Annotated in this window: 13 protein-coding genes and 1 pseudogene; 3 read left to right on the top strand and 11 right to left on the bottom strand. The window is 55.9% G+C overall.

The features are described 5' to 3' along the window. Positions 1 to 63: 63 nt before the first annotated feature. Positions 64 to 801 (bottom strand): SDR family NAD(P)-dependent oxidoreductase, encoded by a 738-nt coding sequence (locus M891_RS0100465; RefSeq protein ID WP_028537412.1) that lies wholly within the window; start codon positions 799 to 801, stop codon positions 64 to 66. Next, positions 798 to 1,709 carry a DMT family transporter gene (locus tag M891_RS0100460; RefSeq protein WP_028537411.1) on the bottom strand — a complete coding sequence of 304 codons (912 nt, stop codon included), beginning with the start codon at positions 1,707 to 1,709 and terminating at the stop codon, positions 798 to 800. Before M891_RS0100460 ends, M891_RS0100465 begins: the two co-directional genes overlap by 4 nt. Positions 1,710 to 1,843: 134 nt before the next feature. On the opposite strand from M891_RS0100460, the gene M891_RS0100455 reads away from it, so the two are divergent. Together M891_RS0100455 and M891_RS25185 are read left to right on the top strand one after the other, a co-directional pair. Next, positions 1,844 to 2,713 (top strand): LysR family transcriptional regulator, encoded by an 870-nt coding sequence (locus tag M891_RS0100455; protein WP_028537410.1) that lies wholly within the window; start codon positions 1,844 to 1,846, stop codon positions 2,711 to 2,713. Positions 2,714 to 2,966: 253 nt separating this feature from the next. Continuing rightward, on the top strand, positions 2,967 to 3,140 hold the full coding sequence (locus M891_RS25185) for a hypothetical protein (protein ID WP_157268729.1): 174 nt from the start codon (positions 2,967 to 2,969) through the stop codon (positions 3,138 to 3,140). Between the two features lie 898 nt (positions 3,141 to 4,038). Here M891_RS25185 and M891_RS26105 read toward each other — a convergent pair. The 9 genes and pseudogenes from M891_RS26105 to rhaB all read right to left on the bottom strand — a co-directional run. Further along, positions 4,039 to 4,527 (bottom strand): annotated as a pseudogene (locus M891_RS26105) (iron-containing alcohol dehydrogenase); the annotation flags it as partial. A 256-nt stretch (positions 4,528 to 4,783) separates the two neighbouring features. Then, positions 4,784 to 6,460 carry a ribulokinase gene (locus tag M891_RS0100440; RefSeq protein WP_028537409.1) on the bottom strand — a complete coding sequence of 559 codons (1,677 nt, stop codon included), beginning with the start codon at positions 6,458 to 6,460 and terminating at the stop codon, positions 4,784 to 4,786. 26 nt (positions 6,461 to 6,486) lie between these two features. Next, positions 6,487 to 7,182, bottom strand: a complete 696-nt coding sequence (araD, locus tag M891_RS0100435) for an L-ribulose-5-phosphate 4-epimerase (RefSeq protein WP_028537408.1) — start codon at positions 7,180 to 7,182, stop codon at positions 6,487 to 6,489. A 178-nt stretch (positions 7,183 to 7,360) separates the two neighbouring features. Beyond that, positions 7,361 to 8,461 carry a GntR family transcriptional regulator gene (locus tag M891_RS0100430; RefSeq protein ID WP_028537407.1) on the bottom strand — a complete coding sequence of 367 codons (1,101 nt, stop codon included), beginning with the start codon at positions 8,459 to 8,461 and terminating at the stop codon, positions 7,361 to 7,363. Between the two features lie 154 nt (positions 8,462 to 8,615). Continuing rightward, positions 8,616 to 10,103: an L-arabinose isomerase gene (gene araA, locus M891_RS0100425; RefSeq protein ID WP_028537406.1), complete on the bottom strand. Its 1,488-nt coding sequence runs from the start codon at positions 10,101 to 10,103 to the stop codon at positions 8,616 to 8,618. Positions 10,104 to 10,338: 235 nt separating this feature from the next. Then, the gene (locus tag M891_RS25180) at positions 10,339 to 10,482 is read right to left on the bottom strand and encodes a hypothetical protein (RefSeq protein WP_157268727.1); all 144 of its coding nucleotides are present in this window, start codon (positions 10,480 to 10,482) and stop codon (positions 10,339 to 10,341) included. Positions 10,483 to 10,935: 453 nt separating this feature from the next. Beyond that, the gene (rhaD, locus tag M891_RS0100420) at positions 10,936 to 11,781 is read right to left on the bottom strand and encodes a rhamnulose-1-phosphate aldolase (RefSeq protein ID WP_406878484.1); all 846 of its coding nucleotides are present in this window, start codon (positions 11,779 to 11,781) and stop codon (positions 10,936 to 10,938) included. 73 nt (positions 11,782 to 11,854) lie between these two features. After that, positions 11,855 to 13,111, bottom strand: coding sequence for an L-rhamnose isomerase (rhaA, locus tag M891_RS0100415; RefSeq protein ID WP_028537404.1), 1,257 nt, complete (start codon positions 13,109 to 13,111; stop codon positions 11,855 to 11,857). Positions 13,112 to 13,186: 75 nt separating this feature from the next. Next, positions 13,187 to 14,644, bottom strand: coding sequence for a rhamnulokinase (rhaB, locus tag M891_RS0100410; RefSeq protein WP_036699024.1), 1,458 nt, complete (start codon positions 14,642 to 14,644; stop codon positions 13,187 to 13,189). Between the two features lie 255 nt (positions 14,645 to 14,899). Here rhaB and M891_RS0100405 point away from each other — a divergent pair, with 255 nt between their 5' ends. Further along, complete coding sequence (locus M891_RS0100405; protein ID WP_028537402.1) at positions 14,900 to 15,655, top strand: DeoR/GlpR family DNA-binding transcription regulator; 756 nt, start codon at positions 14,900 to 14,902, stop codon at positions 15,653 to 15,655.

Here is a 15,655-nt window from a genome sequence, read left to right as displayed (position 1 = left end):
ATCAGCCTCCTGGTTACCGTTAGGTCCTGAAGGCTGATTTTTTTTAGCATAAGGAATAGGTTCTTACATCGTTTGCCCGTTGTCGATGGTAAGGATTTGTCCCGTCATCGAAGGTTGTTCCAGAATCGACGCGATAAGTGCGGCAATCTCCTCCGGCGAAGCAATCCGGTCCAATGGCAGTTGGGAAGTCAGCGACCGCATCTGCTCCTCCCGTCCAGCCCACCAACGTGTGCTGACCGCTCCAGGAGCTACACCGGTCACCCGCACATCCGGCGCCAATGCGTGAGCCAGCGATTTGGTCAAACCGTGCACCGCTGCTTTGGATACCGCATAGGGGACCGAGGAGCCTTTGCCCGTAATCCCTGCAATACTGCCCACGTTGACGATTGCCCCTTTACCCTGCTTTAAATACGGAGCTGCCGCTCGCGCACAATAAAACATCCCTTTTACATTTACCGCAAACAGATCGTCCCAGGCATCCTCCGTAATTGCATCCAGATCGCCCATTGCAATATACCGGGTGATGCTGGCGTTATTGACCAGATAATCGATCGTCCCAAATTGCTGGACGATTTGGTCAACCATAGAGATGACCTCCTCGTTGTTTGAAACGTCGGCGCGAATCGCAATCGCCCGGCCGCCAAATTGCTGAATGGTTTGCACGGTCTCTTGGGCCTCCGTCTCTGAACGGGAGTAATTGACGGCAACCCTTGCCCCGCGTTCAGCCAGCAGCGTTGCCGTCGCCCGGCCGATCCCCGTAGCGCCCCCGGTAATTAGCACAACTTTGTTATGGTAACTCATGCTTCCATCTCCTCCTGTAAGCGAAGTACACTCGATTTATTTTTTTCAGCCGACTGGCTGTTACTGCTTCCCTGCCAATTCACCAGGAACACCCCTACACAAGTCAAAGCCCCGCCAACATAAACGTACCAAGTGATCTGCTCACCAAGCAGCAGCCAACTGCAAATGACGCTAAAGATCGGCACAAGGAACAGGAATGAACTGGTTTTGCCTGGATCGCTGTGGCTGAGCAAATAAAACCAGATCGTAAATTGAATAATGGAACAAAAGATCACGAGCCAGATGACCACGGACGCGGACGACAGGTTCAATTCAAAGCTGGGATGCTCCCCTGCAAAGCTGAAGATTAACAGCATCACGCCGCCGAGCAGCATTTGATAGGCAGCCAGCACTCTTTTGTCAAACGCCGGACCAATGCGGTTAATGATCAACGTGGCCACCGTGAAGCTAACGGCTCCCGCCAATGCAAATACCGTACCAGGGTTAATGCTCAGGTTCATGCCAAAGGTGATAACCACACCAGCAAAGCCAATCACCACGCCAACCCATTGCCTTACGCGATAGGCAGTTCCCATCAGAGCTCCCCAAAGGATTAGCATCAACGGGCTCGTGCTTGAGATGATGGCGGACTCGCCAGAGGTAATCCAGCGCATGCTGTAAGCGGTGAACCCCATCACCCCAACCGATTGGAACAACCCGAGCAGCAAAAGCTGCAGCCAAGACTTCGCACCCTTAGGCTGAGGTTTGTTGGCGCTGAGTAAGGCGAGCAATCCCCCGGCCAATAAGAATCGGATCCCCATCAGCATGAGCGGAGTGGTATGCATCATCCCCAGTTTGGCAGCCGGATACGCCGTCCCCATCAAGAAAGTGGTCAGCAACAGCAGACCGGTATATTTGAATATATTCACGTTGTCGTTTCCTCCTTAGGTGTCACTTTCATGATTTGTATTGTATCGGAGGTTGGTGATTATGTATAATGATTGATAAAGATATCTGATATCATTTTTAGTGATGACAACGGGCCAAAAGGGAGGCATTCCATATGGATAGTGCGGAATTGCGGATATTTCAAGCCGTTGCTCGGGACGGCTCCATCACAAAAGCTGCCGCCCGGCTGGGCTATGTGCAGTCCAATGTGACGGCTCGCATCAAGCAGCTGGAGACGGAGCTGGGGACTGATTTGTTTTACCGGCACAACCGGGGGATGACCTTAACCTCCAGCGGCAAGATGCTGTTGGATTATGCAGACAAAATTATCGGTTTGCTGGACGAAGCGGCGTCGGCGCTCTCCTTCTCCGGCGAGCCGACCGGTCCGTTGCTGATCGGCTCGACGCAAACGACGGCGGCGGTGCGGATGCCTAAACTGCTCAGCCAGTATTATGAAAAGTATCCGAAGGTGGAGTTAACCCTGCTGACAGATATGTCCGATCGCCTGATGGAGAGAGTACTGCAGTATGAGTTGGATGTCGCTTTTGGCAGCTTCCGATTTAATCATGAGGATCTCACGCGCCTTCCCGTCTTTGACGAGGAAGTGGTGGTTATTTCTCCACCGGGCATTGAGAGCTTGGACGAGGCCCTGTTGAAGCCTAGCTTGGTGTACAACCGCGGCTGCACCTTCCGCGAACAACTCGAGGAGATGAAGAAGACCCACGGCCAAACCAACGTCGCCACGATGGAGTTCGGCACGCTGGAAGCAATTCTTGGCGGCGTCTCCGCCGGACTTGGCATCTCGCTGTTGCCGCGGATGGTCGCCGAGCAGAAAGCGCAGGAAGGCACTATGCGGATTCACGAAGTTCCCGAATCGATGCGCTACTTGAAAACCGAGATCATTTACCGCAAAACTGCCCAACCCACCAGCGCACTCCGCGCGTTGATTGAGTTGCTGGGAGAGCAGGAAAGGATGGTTTCGTAAGTGAGGAGCGGTGCCTGCTCCTGCCGCCGCCATAGCTCTCTGTGGAGGGGATGACAGTTGCAAGGGATGATGAATGTACGGGAAAGGTTGCGCAACAGAGTAATGGTGACGGTAGAAGCTACCTGCGACGAGTGAGGGTACGATGACGGTGAGGTGCTGCGCTCGACGCGGTGCCGTGCTAGGGACGGTGCTGCGCTAGGGCAGTGCGGTGCAAGGGGCGGTGTTGCGCAAGAGGTGGCGCTGTGCAAGAGGCATGCGGTGGAAGAAACATGCGGCGGAAAAAGCATGCGGAAGAGGCGTGCGGAAGAAGCGTGCGGCGGAAGGAGCGGCGTATGAGGCACGGCAAAATCATGAGGCGGTGCGGCGCAAGAGGCGCGGCAAAATAGCGGTAAAAAATGGCCTTATTTTGCCTTTGCCGCGGATTTGATGAAAAATAAGGCCATTTTAGGGCCTTATTTGTGGGAGGTGGCGCGGATTCCCCCCGTTTTTAGGGGGATCCGCGCCAGATAAGGGAAATTTTTGGCGTTATTTACGCCAAAAATTTGGGATTTGGCCGAATAGCGGAATGAATTACCGCTATTCGCAGGACGAGCCGGCGGGATCTCCGATCGAAGGGGAGATCCCGCCGGCTCGTTTTGGCGCGGCCGTACGCCCGGCGAGGCCGCGGGCAGGTTCGCGCGCTAGGCCTGCTCCGCCTCGTTGAGCGCCCGCAGCAGCGTGCGGCGGTCGCGCACGCGATGGGCTTCGCGCAGGCTGCGCGCGAACAGCTCCTCGCCGACGCCCAGCTCGGCGAGGGTGGACGGCCCGCCGGCCTGGCGCAGCAGGCCGCGGAGCTCGGCTTCGCCGGGCAGGTCCCGCAGCCAGGCGCGGACCTGCTCCCGGTGCTCCCGGAGCGCCGCAGGCTCGGCGCCCGGGAGCGTCCCTTCGCCCGCGGCGTGGTACACGCGGGCGATTTCCGCACAGGCAACGCCAACTTTGGCACCGTGCAGCAGCGCCCGACGGCCCTGGCGCAAATACTCCATCTCCCAATAATGGGAGAGATGGTGCTCTGCGCCGGAGGCCGGGTGCGACTGCCCGAACAGCAGCATGGCGATGCCCGATTCGATCAGCGCCGTCATCAAGGCGCGGATCCCTTCTTCCGTGCGCGCGCCGATGGCTTCGGCGTGCGACACGCAGCTGCGCAGCGCGCGCTCGGTAATCGCCGCCGCCTGTTCGTCATAAGGTTCCCCCGCTGTCAGGTGGGAGAACTTCCAATCGAACAGGCTCGTGTATTTCCCGAGCATATCGCCAAAGCCCGCAGCCACCAACCGCTGCGGGGCCGCCATCAGGATGTCGAGGTCAGCGAAAATCGCCACCGGCGGCACCGCCGGCACCGTCTTTTTGACCCCTCGCACAATCAGCGGCGCGCCCGCCGAGGTGAAGCCGTCCACGGACGGCGCGGTCGGCACTGACACAAACGGCTTGCCGGTTTTGTGGGCGGCAAACCGGACGATGTCGTGGATCGTCCCGGAACCCACCGCCAGAAGCGCACCCGTCTCGTCAGGGCGGATCTCCAGCAACAGCTGAACGAGCGCAATCTCGTCAGCAACTACATCGCCTTGCGCATCCGGTTGAATGAGAACAACGCGCGTCTTCACGCCCGCCGCTTCCAGCAACCCCATCAGCTGCTCTCCCGCCGCCGCATACGTGTGATCATCCGCTACCAGCAGGATTTGGCGATAACCTTGTTCTAGCAAGTAAGGAGCAACCTTTCGGATGACCCCGCGGTCGAGTTCAATCACCTTCAACTGCTCCAACGTTCTGTCTTGCAGCATGGAATTCCCTCCCTTGACCATCCATCAACTTCCTGCAACTTTCTGAAAACCACATCCAAAACCTCATGGTCCTACAAATGCCACACTTCCCCGATCAGCGAAAAAAGTTCCCTAACTCATCACTCGCAACACCCACGGTTCCGGCTTAAATCAGCGATTATGAACTTAGCATAAGGGGAGCGAAGCTTCCAGTCCTTACACCGTCCTTGGACAGCCCTTGAACAAGTTTCCTCACTCCCCTGCATCTTCCCTCCGCTTACTCCGCCGATTGCTTGATTCGCTTCAGCCGCTTCATCACGTCGTTTGCGCCGCGGCCGAAGTAGTCGTGCAGATGGCTGTATTCTTGATACAGCTTCTCGTATACATCAACGTGCGCCGGGATCGGCTTGAACGTTTCTTCTTTAACGCGAGCCATGTTCTGGGCTGCATCCAGAATCGAGTCGTAGCCGCCCGCTTCCGCGCCTGCCGCCACCGCTGCGAACATCGCCGCGCCGAGGGCTGGCGTCTGCTTGGAATCTGCCACAAAAATCTCGCGGTTCGTCACATCCGCATAGATCTGCATCAGCAGGCGGTTTTTCTGCGGCAGTCCGCCGCAGGCATACAACGCGTCCACTTGCACCCCATTTCGAACAAACGCATCGATAATTTTGCGCGTACCAAAAGCCGTTGCCTCCAGCAGCGCCCGATAAATCTCCTGCGGTTTGGTCAGCAGCGTCATCCCGAGGATCATGCCGGTCAAATCCGTATCCACCAGCACGGACCGGTTGCCGTTCCACCAGTCGAGCGCCAACAGACCGGTTTGTCCCGGTTTATACGCCGCCGCTTCCCGCTCCAGCCATTGGTGAACGTTCAGGCCTTCCTTCTCTGCCGCTTCTTTCACGTACGCAGGCAACGCTTCCTCAACATACCATTCAAAAATATCCCCCACAGCCGATTGCCCAGCTTCATAGCCGTAAAAGCCAGGGATGATCCCGTCCTCAACGACGCCGCACATGCCTTCCACTTGCTTCTCTTCCGTCCCCAGCAGCATGTGGCAAATGGAGGTCCCCATCGCCATCACCAGCTTGCCCGGCGTCACAACGCCAACCGCCGGTACGGCGGCATGGGCGTCCACGTTGCCCACGGCCACGGCAATGCCCGGCGTCAGGCCCATCATCTCGGCCATCTCCGGCAGCAGTCCGCCCGCGTTCGTCCCCAGCGGGATCACGTCGCCGCGCAGTTTGGTATCCGTCAAATGCTCCAGACGAGGATCCAGCGCTTTAAAATACTCCTTGCTCGGATATCCGTCCTGCTTATGCCAAATCGCTTTGTATCCCGCTGTGCAGCTGTTGCGGACGATGTTGCCGGTCATTTGCGCGATAACCCAGTCGGTCGCTTCCAGAAAAAGATCCGACTTCTCATAGATCTCCGGCGCTTCATCGAGAATCTGCCATACTTTTGCAATCATCCACTCGGACGAAATCTTCCCGCCGTATCGCGCCAAAAACGCTTCTCCCCGCTCCGCCGCAATCGCGTTGATTTTATCTGCCTCCGGCTGAGCCGCATGGTGCTTCCACAGCTTCACCCAGCTATGCGGGTTATCGGCTAACGCCGGATCGAAGCTGAGCGGCTGGCCTTGCGCGTCCACCGGCAGCATCGTGCAGGCGGTAAAATCGATCCCAATCCCGATCACATCCGCCGGATCGATACCCGATTCCTGGAGTACTGCAGGCACCGAGCGACGCAGCACCTCAATATAATCGCCGGGATGCTGCAAGGCCCAGTCGTGCTCCAGTTTGATCCCGGAGCCAGGCAACCGCTCATCAATCACATGGTGCGGATACGGCGTCACATGATCGGCGACTTCGCGTCCGTCCGACAAATCCACCAGCACGGCGCGGCCGGACTGGGTGCCGTAGTCAATGCCAATCGTGTATTTTTTCCCCTTGCTCATCGTAACCCCTCCCTGCTATGTTCTCGTTATTTCTGCCCGTAATAGGCATTGGCTCCATGCTTCCGCAAAAAATGCCGATCCAGCAGTGCCTGATCCATCGCCGGCGTATTCGGATTGATCTGCAGCATGCGAGCGGCGATCTTCGCCACCTCTTCCAACACGACCGCGTTATGGACTGCATTATGCGCATCCTTGCCCCAAACAAACGGCGCATGCGAATGCACGAGCACTCCCGGCATCTGGTTCGGATCCAGTCCCAGCTCGTTAAACCGCTCTACGATTACATTTCCTGTCTCTAATTCGTAAGCGCCTTCAATTTCGACTCGTGTCATCGGGCGCGTCACCGGAATCTCTCCATAAAAATAATCCGCATGCGTCGTTCCATACGCCGGTAACGACCGCCCTGCCTGGGCCCAGCTGGTTCCCCACGGCGAATGGGTATGCACAACCCCGCCGATATCGGGGAATTCACGATATAACACCCGATGCGTTGGCGTATCCGAGGACGGGCGCAGATTGCCTTCCACCACATTACCGTCCAGGTCGACCACAACCATATGCTCCGGCTTTAGTTCCTCATACGGCACGCCGCTCGGTTTAATGACAAACAGTCCGCTCTCCCGGTCAATCCCGCTGACGTTTCCCCACGTAAACGTGACCAGTCCATACTTCGGAAGCTCCAAATTGGCTTCCCAAACCTGCTGTTTTAAGGCTTCCAACATCGCAAGCTTCGTCCCCTTTCCTTCTCCCATGTCTTTCAACCCCATAAAAGGTACGTACAAGTTACCAAGCACCTATTCCGGCTTAAAGCGTCACCGCCCAGCCGATCTCCAGCAGGACGGTGACCGACAAGTGGTCTATTTCCCGTTGTGTCTGATCTGATAGCTCTCTTGTACCAGTTTATTTCAAAACCGTTCGTTCCAGCACCGAATCCCGTTCAATCAGCTCCGGTTCAAACACCGTATCGCCCGGCGCCTCTCCCCGTTCGATCATCCCGATTAGCTGGCGGGCGGCAAGCTCGCCCATCGCCGTTTTGGGGTGGGTCAGCGTCGTCAGCTTCGTGCCCGAGGCCGACGCCAGGCTGGAGTCGTCAAAGCCGATAACGGACAAATCCTCGGGAATCCGCAAGCCGCACGCGGCGGCAGCGTCCATCAGCCGCACCGCTAACTCGTCGTTGTAACATACCAATGCGGTTGGCCGCTGATCCTCCGATTTTTGCAGCAATTCCAGCGCTTTTTGATAGGTGTAATCACCTTTTTGCTCCGTCGTAAACGTCACCACGTGCTGCGGCGACACCGTAATCCCAAAGTCCCGATGGGCGGATAGGAACCCTTTTAGCCGGTTAACGCCCTGCAGGTCATCTCTTTTGAAAAATCCAGCGATCTGCCGGTGCCCTTTTTCCAGCAAATACAGCGCTGCCTTCCGGCCTCCCGCCTCGTCGTTCACCTTCAGGCACGGACATTCAAGCTCAGGGTATCTCGCATTGATCATCAAATACGGAATCCCCTTCTCCTGCAACTCCAAAAAATACCCCAAATTCGGGTTCCCCTCCGCACTCTTTGTCGGCTCGATGATCAGTCCGCTGAGCGGCTGGCTCGTCATGAGCTGCAGGCTGTCCCGTTCCTTCTCCTTCGTATTGTCCGTGCTCGACAGCATCAAGCGATACCCATGTTGGCGCAACTCCGCTTCCGCCCCTCGAACGATATGGGGAAAAATATAATCGGAAATGTACGTCGTCATAATGCCGATCGTCTTCACTGCTTCGCTCTCCCGGCGGGCGGGATGCCGGACAAACGTACCTTTGCCCTGGATGCGCTCCAGCCAGCCTTCCTTCTCCAGTTCGCCAAACGTTTGCCGTACCGTCTGCCGGCTTAAGCCAAACTGCTCGGCAATTTCGTTCTCGGACGGAACCTGTTTCCCAGGCTGAAGCTTTCCTTGCTCAAGCCAAGACAATAGTTCGTTTTTCAGCTGCATATATTTCGGAATTTTCCGGTCGTTCATGTTTCGTCCACCCTTCACCAATGCCACCGTTCTCTTTTTACTACCCGTTATTGTAACATAGGCCGGGCGAACGCAGAGGGCTGTTCCCACACCTTATCCAATAGCAAGCCCGTTTGGCGTCACACCGCTGTAACTCAAGTCACTGCCGCTGCGATTAGCGCAACCGGTAAGCCGCATCGCTCCAGCGCAGCTCGTTCTTGAAGCGAGGTACCGAGGTATCCTTGTCGATGATCACCGCTTCGATACCGGCCATTTCCGCCCAGTCGGACAGGTTCTCGGCCGTAATTGCGTAGGACAGCACCGTATGATGCGCACCGCCGGCCAAAATCCACGCTTCCGCCGATTCACGCAACGAAGGCTGCGGCTTCCACAACACGCGGGCTACCGGCAGCTTCGGCATCGGCTTTTCCACCTTCACGCCGTCAACCACGTTAACCAGCAATCGGAAGCGATGGCCCAAATCCACAAGCGAAGCGTTGACCGCCGGACCTGCCTGACCGTCGAACACCATCCGTGCCGGATCGGCTTTGCCGCCGATGCCCAGCGGATGCACTTCAATCGTTGGCTTCGTCGCCGCAATCGTCGGGCATACCTCCAGCATGTGCGCGCCCAAAATCATGTGATTGCCTGGCTCAAAATGATATGTGTAATCCTCCATAAACGAGGTGCTTTGGTTGTTCGCCAGTACTTTGAGCACACGAGTCAGAGCCGCTGTCTTCCAGTCGCCTTCCCCGCCAAAACCGTACCCGGCTTCCATCAACCGCTGCACAGCCAAACCTGGGAGTTGCTTGAGTCCGTGCAGATCCTCAAACGTCGTCGTAAACGCCCCGAAGCCGCCTTGCTCTAAGAAGCGTTTCATGGCAATTTCGAGCTTCGCCTGATACGCGATGGAATCGCGAACTGGCCCGCTGCTTAAACCAGCTTGCGTAATGGTGTACTGTTCGGCATATTCCTTCAGCAGCGCTTCGGCTTCCGCATCGGTGACTTCGTTTAGCACCTGCACCAGATCGCCAACGCCGTACCCGTTCACTGACCAGCCGAACTTGATTTGCGCTTCAACCTTGTCGCCTTCCGTCACGGCAACTTCGCGCATGTTATCGCCAAAGCGCGCCACCTTCAGCTGCCGGCTCTCGGCGTAAGCGACCGCCGTCCGCATCCAGCCCGCCAGCGATGCACGAACTTCCTCGTCCTCCCAATGTCCAACGACGATTTTGCGGTTGAGCCCAAGCCGAGCACCGATATGTCCATACTCGCGGTCCCCATGCGCCGATTGATTTAAGTTCATGAAGTCCATGTCAATCGTTTCCCACGGAATATCGCGGTTAAATTGCGTATGGAAGTGCAGCAGCGGTTTTTGCAGTTGAGATAAGCCAGCGATCCACATCTTAGCTGGCGAGAACGTGTGCATCCAGGTGATCACCCCCGCACAAGTCTCGTCGCTATTTGCAGCTAGAATCAGCTTGTAGATCTCGTCCGGCGTCGTCACGACCGGCTTGAATACCACCGGGAACCCAATCGCCGGGTCTTGGTCCAATTGTTCTGCGATAATACGGGAGTGATCAGCTACCTCCTCCAGTGTTTCAGGGCCATATAAATGCTGGCTGCCAGTCACGAACCAAAATGAATGCGGTTTCAATTTCATGCCAAAGCGCCTCCTTAGGTAAAATGATTGCTCCCTAACTTGTACATACCATATGATTAATTCCGACACTTTATTACTAATTGTACGTACAAGTTGAATTACCCTCATTGTACTTCCCGTGACTTCAAATGACAATAGGGTTCCCGAAATTAAAATGAATTTTTGGCAGCACGAGCCCCAGCGGCATTAGCACCATTCGGTTCCATCCAGCTCCATTCAGTTCCATCCAGCACCATTAGTTCCATCCAGCACATTGATCAACGCCAACACTATCCATCACCATGCTGCAACGCCAGCTCCACCCTGTTCCGTCACCATCCAGCGCTTCCAGCACCACCCCTGCAGTGCTAACGGACCGAGGCGCCCTTATTTTGTTCATATGCGCCTTCTCCCAATTTTAACGGACAGAGGTGACCTTAGTTGGCCCCAATCCGGTGTCTTAGGCTTGTTTTGGGCAGAATAAGCGCACTGAGGTCCGTTAGAATCAAAAATCCAGCAAAATGGTGCAAATAACGTCTCCTGTGTCCGTTAGCCCAACTCATCAAGCGGCTTTCCTACACATTAAGCTCCTTCCAAACTCATCAAGCGTACAACAGCACACCAAACTCCTTTCCAGCTCATCAAGCTCCTTTCGAGAAAACCTCATCACGAAAAAACAGACCCCATTTAAAACGGAGTCCGTTTTCATGCTCTGGACATGTCTACTATGTCTACGATTATTCTCTCCTCTATACTAGCTCTCCATCCTTTCCCTCATGCCCTCCACGCACAATCCAAACCTCAGCATCTGCCCACGGCTTGTGCCCGCGGACCGAAACTGCTGTATCTTTCCCTAGCTCAAAATCCCTGGCTGCGGAGTTACGCCAAATGCGGCCGCTAAGTCGCGCAGCTGAGCGTCGGTGATTTTTTGCAACACCGGGCGATCGCCGAGCAGCATGTAGATTTGCGCGGCCTTCTCCACCGTCTCGATCAAGCCAAACGCTTCGTCGATCGTCGTGCCGGCGGCAAAAATCCCGTGCTGCGGCCATATCACCACGCGGTGCTCACGCATCTTCGCTGCAGTCGCCCGCCCGATGTCCGGGCTGCCGGGCACCATCCACGGCACGATCCCGATGCCGTCGGGGAATACCACAAGGCATTCCGTGCACATTTCCCACAGCGTTTTCGTCAGCTTTTTCTCGTCCAGCTCATGGACAAAGGTCATCGCCAGCGTATGCGTGGCGTGGCAGTGCATAATGACCCGGTGTGCCGGATCGACCTTCAAGCGCTCGATATGGCTCATCAAATGGGACGGCAGCTCGCTGGTTGGCACCGCCCCATCCCGCAGGCCCCACAGCACCTCAATCTCATCGCCGCTATCACTCACCCGCAACACACCCAGGTTTGCCTCCGGATCGGAGATCACATTTTTGAAATACTTGCCCGAGCCCGTTACGATAAAATAACATCCCGCCAGCTCCTTCACCGGAAACGTCAGCGGCAGCTTACGGCGTACCGCAGCAGAGGCGGTTCCGATATATTTTTCTACCTCCGCCTCATGGAGCAAATAGCTGATGTTGCCGCCGTTGCGCTCATCCCAGCCCAACCGCCACATATGGTACGTAATTTCCGCCATCTCCCGGATAAACGGGACTTCCAAACCTGGGATCCGCCAACCCTTCTCCACTTCCGATAACATTGTACTCACAGTAGGTTCCTCTCCTTACTCAAATATATAATGCTAAAAAAAGCAGCTGCATGAGTTACCTTCGTTACCGCGCCGCGAGCACCTTCGTCTCGTAGTCTTTCACTTCCGCCAGCCACGCCTCCCGCACCGGCACACCTTGGGAAGCGCAGAAGTAATCCCAAATCGCACCGTACGGATACGATTTAAACTCTTCGACCAGCGCCAGTCGAGACGTGTAATCGCCGTCCAGCTCCAGCTGCTTTAACGTGTCAACCGGCTCCAGCATCGCCCGCAGCAGCGCTTTTTGAGTGTTGCGCGTACCGATGACCCAAGCCGCGATATGATTGATGCTGCCGTCGAAGAAATCGAGACCGATATGCGTGCGGTCCAGCAGTTCCCCACGCACCAGCTCACGAGCGATTTCCAACAGCTCGTCGTCCATCGTTACGACGTGGTCGCTGTCCCAGCGCACCGGACGGCTGACGTGCAACAGCAGCGCACGGCCAAACAACAGCCAGGAGGACAGCTTGTTGGAGATCGTCTCCGTTGGATGGAAATGACCGGCGTCGAAGCAAACCGCTTTGCCCCGGGATAACGCATAGCCCATATAAAATTCATGCGAGCCAACGACATAACTTTCCGAGCCAATGCCAAACAGCTTGCTCTCGACCGCGTCGATGTTGTATTTCTCGTCGATTGGCTCGGCAAAAACCTCGTCAAGCGCCTCCATCAGACGGGCCCGCGGTGAAAGCCGATCCACCGGCGAGTCCTTGAACCCGTCCGGAATCCAGACGTTGGTGACGCAAGGCTGCCCAAGCGCGCGACCAAACGATTCAGCAATTTTGCGCGACGCCTTACAGTGATCGATCCAAAACTTGCGAATCTCCGGGTCCGGATGGCTGAGCGTAAATCCGTCCTTCGCTTTTTCATGGGAGAAGCAGGTCGGGTTAAAATCCAACCCCAGCCCCCGCTCCTTCGCCCAATCGACCCAACTAGCAAAATGCCGCGGTTCCAGCGCGTCCAGCTCAACGGGTTCATCCGTATCTGCGTAAATTGCGTGCAGGTTGACTTTATGCTGACCCGGAATCAAACGAAGCGCTTGGTCCAGGTCTTGGCGCAGTTCCTCCGGCGTCCGTGCCCGCCCTGGATAACTGCCGGTAACCGCCAGGCCGCCGCCCAACTCCTGATCCTTGTTGAGGAATCCCTTAACGTCATCCCCCTGCCAGCAATGCAGCGAAATTTTGATTTGAGCCAGCCGGGCCAGCACAGCGTCGACGTCAATTCCATGGCGTTCATATAGCTTCTTCGCTTCGTTGTAGCTGGTTTGAATCGCGTTGTCCATGTTTGCTCCTCCTTTTTGGCTTAGATTCATATTCATTTAGCTATCCGCTTCATGCTCTAATCATCGATCCAACCGTCACCGCGCCAGCAAAGCCGCGAACCGTTCCCTTGCCTCTGCAATCTCATCGGCATGGTTCCCGCGAGGAACATACGTCCGGATCGAAAAAGACCGCCGAATCAGCTCACGTCCCTCGCTAATATCGCGAATGGCGCCGCTGCTAATCATCTGTACCAACAGATTCCCCAGCGCGGTGGACTCCGTTGGCCCGGCTTCCACCGGAATGCCTGCTACGTCCGCAGTCCATTGGCACAGCAGCTCATTGTTGGCACCGCCGCCAACGATGTGGAGCGTTTTCGGTTTTTGGCCGGTGAGCCGCGTCAGCTCCTGCATGTAAACGTCATAAGATAAGGCCAGACTGTCAAAAATGCACCGCGCTACCTCACCCGGTGTACTCGGAACGGGCTGATTCGTCTCCCTGCAATACTGCCGGATTTCCTCGGTCATCTGCGCAGGATTTAGGAACCGGTCATCGTTGCAGTTGATCAGGGACCCAAGCGGTGTCACAGCCCCGGCCAGCTCCACCAATTCCGCATAGCTGTGCTGTTTTCCGTAATCCTTCCGGACCTCTTGGAGCAGCCACATGCCCATGATGTTTTTCAAAAAACGGTACGTCCCGTACGCGCCCCATTCATTCGTATAATTGTGCTCCATCGCTTCCGGGGTCGCGAGCGGCTCCTGTCGCTCCACCCCGATCAGTGACCAGGTCCCGCTGCTCAGATACGCCCACGAATCACCGCTGGCCGGTACGCCCAGCACCGCAGAAGCCGTATCGTGCGTCGCCGCCACGATCAACTCGCATTCGGGCAGCCCATACTCCTGAACCAGCTCCGGCTTGATGGCCCCCAGCCGCGTCCCCGGCTCCGTCAGAGCCGGAAACTTCGATCGGGACAGCCCCAGAAGCGCGAGCAATTCCGGATCATAGTCGCGGGTTTGCAGATTCAGCAAAGAGGTGGTTGACGCATTAGTCATCTCGCTGATCCGCTGCCCGGTCAGCAAATAATGGAGATAATCCGGTACAAGCAAGATGTGCTTGGCTTTCGCCAACTCCTCACGATCGTGCGCATACAACTGATACAACGTATTAAAGGCTAAATGCTGAATCCCCGTTTTCTCATAGATCCGTGCAAATGGGATAATCGCGTGTACCTGAGGGACCGCCGCGTTCGTCCGGGTATCGCGATAAGCATATACTTCGCCGATCCGCTCACCTTTCTGGTCCAACAACGCATAGTCCACGGCCCATGTATCGATGCCCAACGTGCAGCGCTCGATGCCGAGCTTTTTCGCCTGTTGCAAGCCGCGGAGAATTTCTCGGTACAAATGATCGATATCCCAGTAACAATGCCTGTCACGCTCAGAAAACCCGTTATCAAACCGGTGGATATCCTGCAGCGACAGATGTCCGTCCTGCAGGGTTCCCCTTACCAGCCTCCCGCTGGAGGCGCCGATATCCACGGCAACGTAATCTCTCATCGCTAAACGCACCTCGCTCTGGAATGCTGCCTGTTCCTAATTTCATCCTATGTCTGTTTTTCTTTGAAGTCAACATAAACAAACAATTAATATGTTGTTTTATTTTTGTTTTTGTCTTTTTCGTGAAAATGTTCCTCTGGTCGCCTCCGCTCGCTTCCTCATAACCGGTTGCCAATCGCCCCTTTTTCTCGCTATGATGGGAAGGAATCAAGACCCTGGCGTCTTGACAATATGAACGGACCCGAGGTGAACGCCATGTTGGCGGCAGAACGCAAACAAAAAATTATCGACCTGCTGTATCAGGACAAGCGTGTTCTGGTATCCGAGCTCAGCCGGATGTTCGAAGTGACGGAGGAGACGATCCGCCGTGACCTGGAAAAGCTCGAGAAAGAAGGTATCGCAACCCGCTCCTACGGCGGCGCGATGCTGAATCGGCACACGAACGAAGACTTGCCATATACGACGCGGAACACGCTGAACGTGGAGATCAAGCGGGCCATCGCACTGAAGGCCATCGATTTGGTAAACGACGGCGACACGCTGATGGTCGACCCGAGCTCGACTTGCTTTGAATTTTTGAAGACACTGCATTCGAAGAACAACATCACCGTCATTACCAATTCCGTCAGCGTCCTCCACGAATTCGCCAGTTCGAACCTGAACATTATCTCCACCGGCGGTTCGCTGCGCGCCCGTTCCCTGTCGCTGGTTGGTCCTGCCGCCCAGGAAACGGTGCAGAAGTACAACGTCGACACCGCCGTGATCAGCTGCAAGGGCATGACGCCGGACAAAGGCATCTCCGATTCCAATGAGCCGGAATGCGAACTGAAGAAGCATATGCTTCGCCATGCCGACAAAGTGATTTTGCTGGCTGACCATACGAAGTTTGACAAGAATGCCTTCGTCAAGCTGGCCGATTGGGAGCAGATCGATTATTTAATCACCGACCAGCGCCCTTCGGAAGCTTGGCTGGAGCTGCTGCAAAGCAAGAACATCGAAGTGTTGTACTAG

Source organism: Paenibacillus sp. J14, assembly GCF_000518465.1.
Lineage (GTDB): Bacteria > Bacillota > Bacilli > Paenibacillales > Paenibacillaceae > Fontibacillus > Fontibacillus barengoltzii.
Note: the sequence above shows the minus strand (reverse complement) of the source record. Positions and strands in the feature narration are given on the sequence as shown.

Coding starts and splice junctions, on each gene's coding strand:
- araD (WP_028537408.1), bottom strand. CDS start 7,182: ATGTTGGAAGCCTTAAAACAGCAGGTTTGGGAAGCCAATTTGGAGCTT.
- rhaB (WP_036699024.1), bottom strand. CDS start 14,644: ATGAGAGATTACGTTGCCGTGGATATCGGCGCCTCCAGCGGGAGGCTG.
- M891_RS25180 (WP_157268727.1), bottom strand. CDS start 10,482: ATGAACAAAATAAGGGCGCCTCGGTCCGTTAGCACTGCAGGGGTGGTG.
- araA (WP_028537406.1), bottom strand. CDS start 10,103: ATGAAATTGAAACCGCATTCATTTTGGTTCGTGACTGGCAGCCAGCAT.
- M891_RS0100440 (WP_028537409.1), bottom strand. CDS start 6,460: ATGAGCAAGGGGAAAAAATACACGATTGGCATTGACTACGGCACCCAG.
- rhaD (WP_406878484.1), bottom strand. CDS start 11,781: ATGTTATCGGAAGTGGAGAAGGGTTGGCGGATCCCAGGTTTGGAAGTC.
- M891_RS0100405 (WP_028537402.1), top strand. CDS start 14,900: ATGTTGGCGGCAGAACGCAAACAAAAAATTATCGACCTGCTGTATCAG.
- M891_RS0100465 (WP_028537412.1), bottom strand. CDS start 801: ATGAGTTACCATAACAAAGTTGTGCTAATTACCGGGGGCGCTACGGGG.
- M891_RS0100455 (WP_028537410.1), top strand. CDS start 1,844: ATGGATAGTGCGGAATTGCGGATATTTCAAGCCGTTGCTCGGGACGGC.
- M891_RS25185 (WP_157268729.1), top strand. CDS start 2,967: ATGCGGTGGAAGAAACATGCGGCGGAAAAAGCATGCGGAAGAGGCGTG.
- rhaA (WP_028537404.1), bottom strand. CDS start 13,111: ATGGACAACGCGATTCAAACCAGCTACAACGAAGCGAAGAAGCTATAT.
- M891_RS0100430 (WP_028537407.1), bottom strand. CDS start 8,461: ATGAACGACCGGAAAATTCCGAAATATATGCAGCTGAAAAACGAACTA.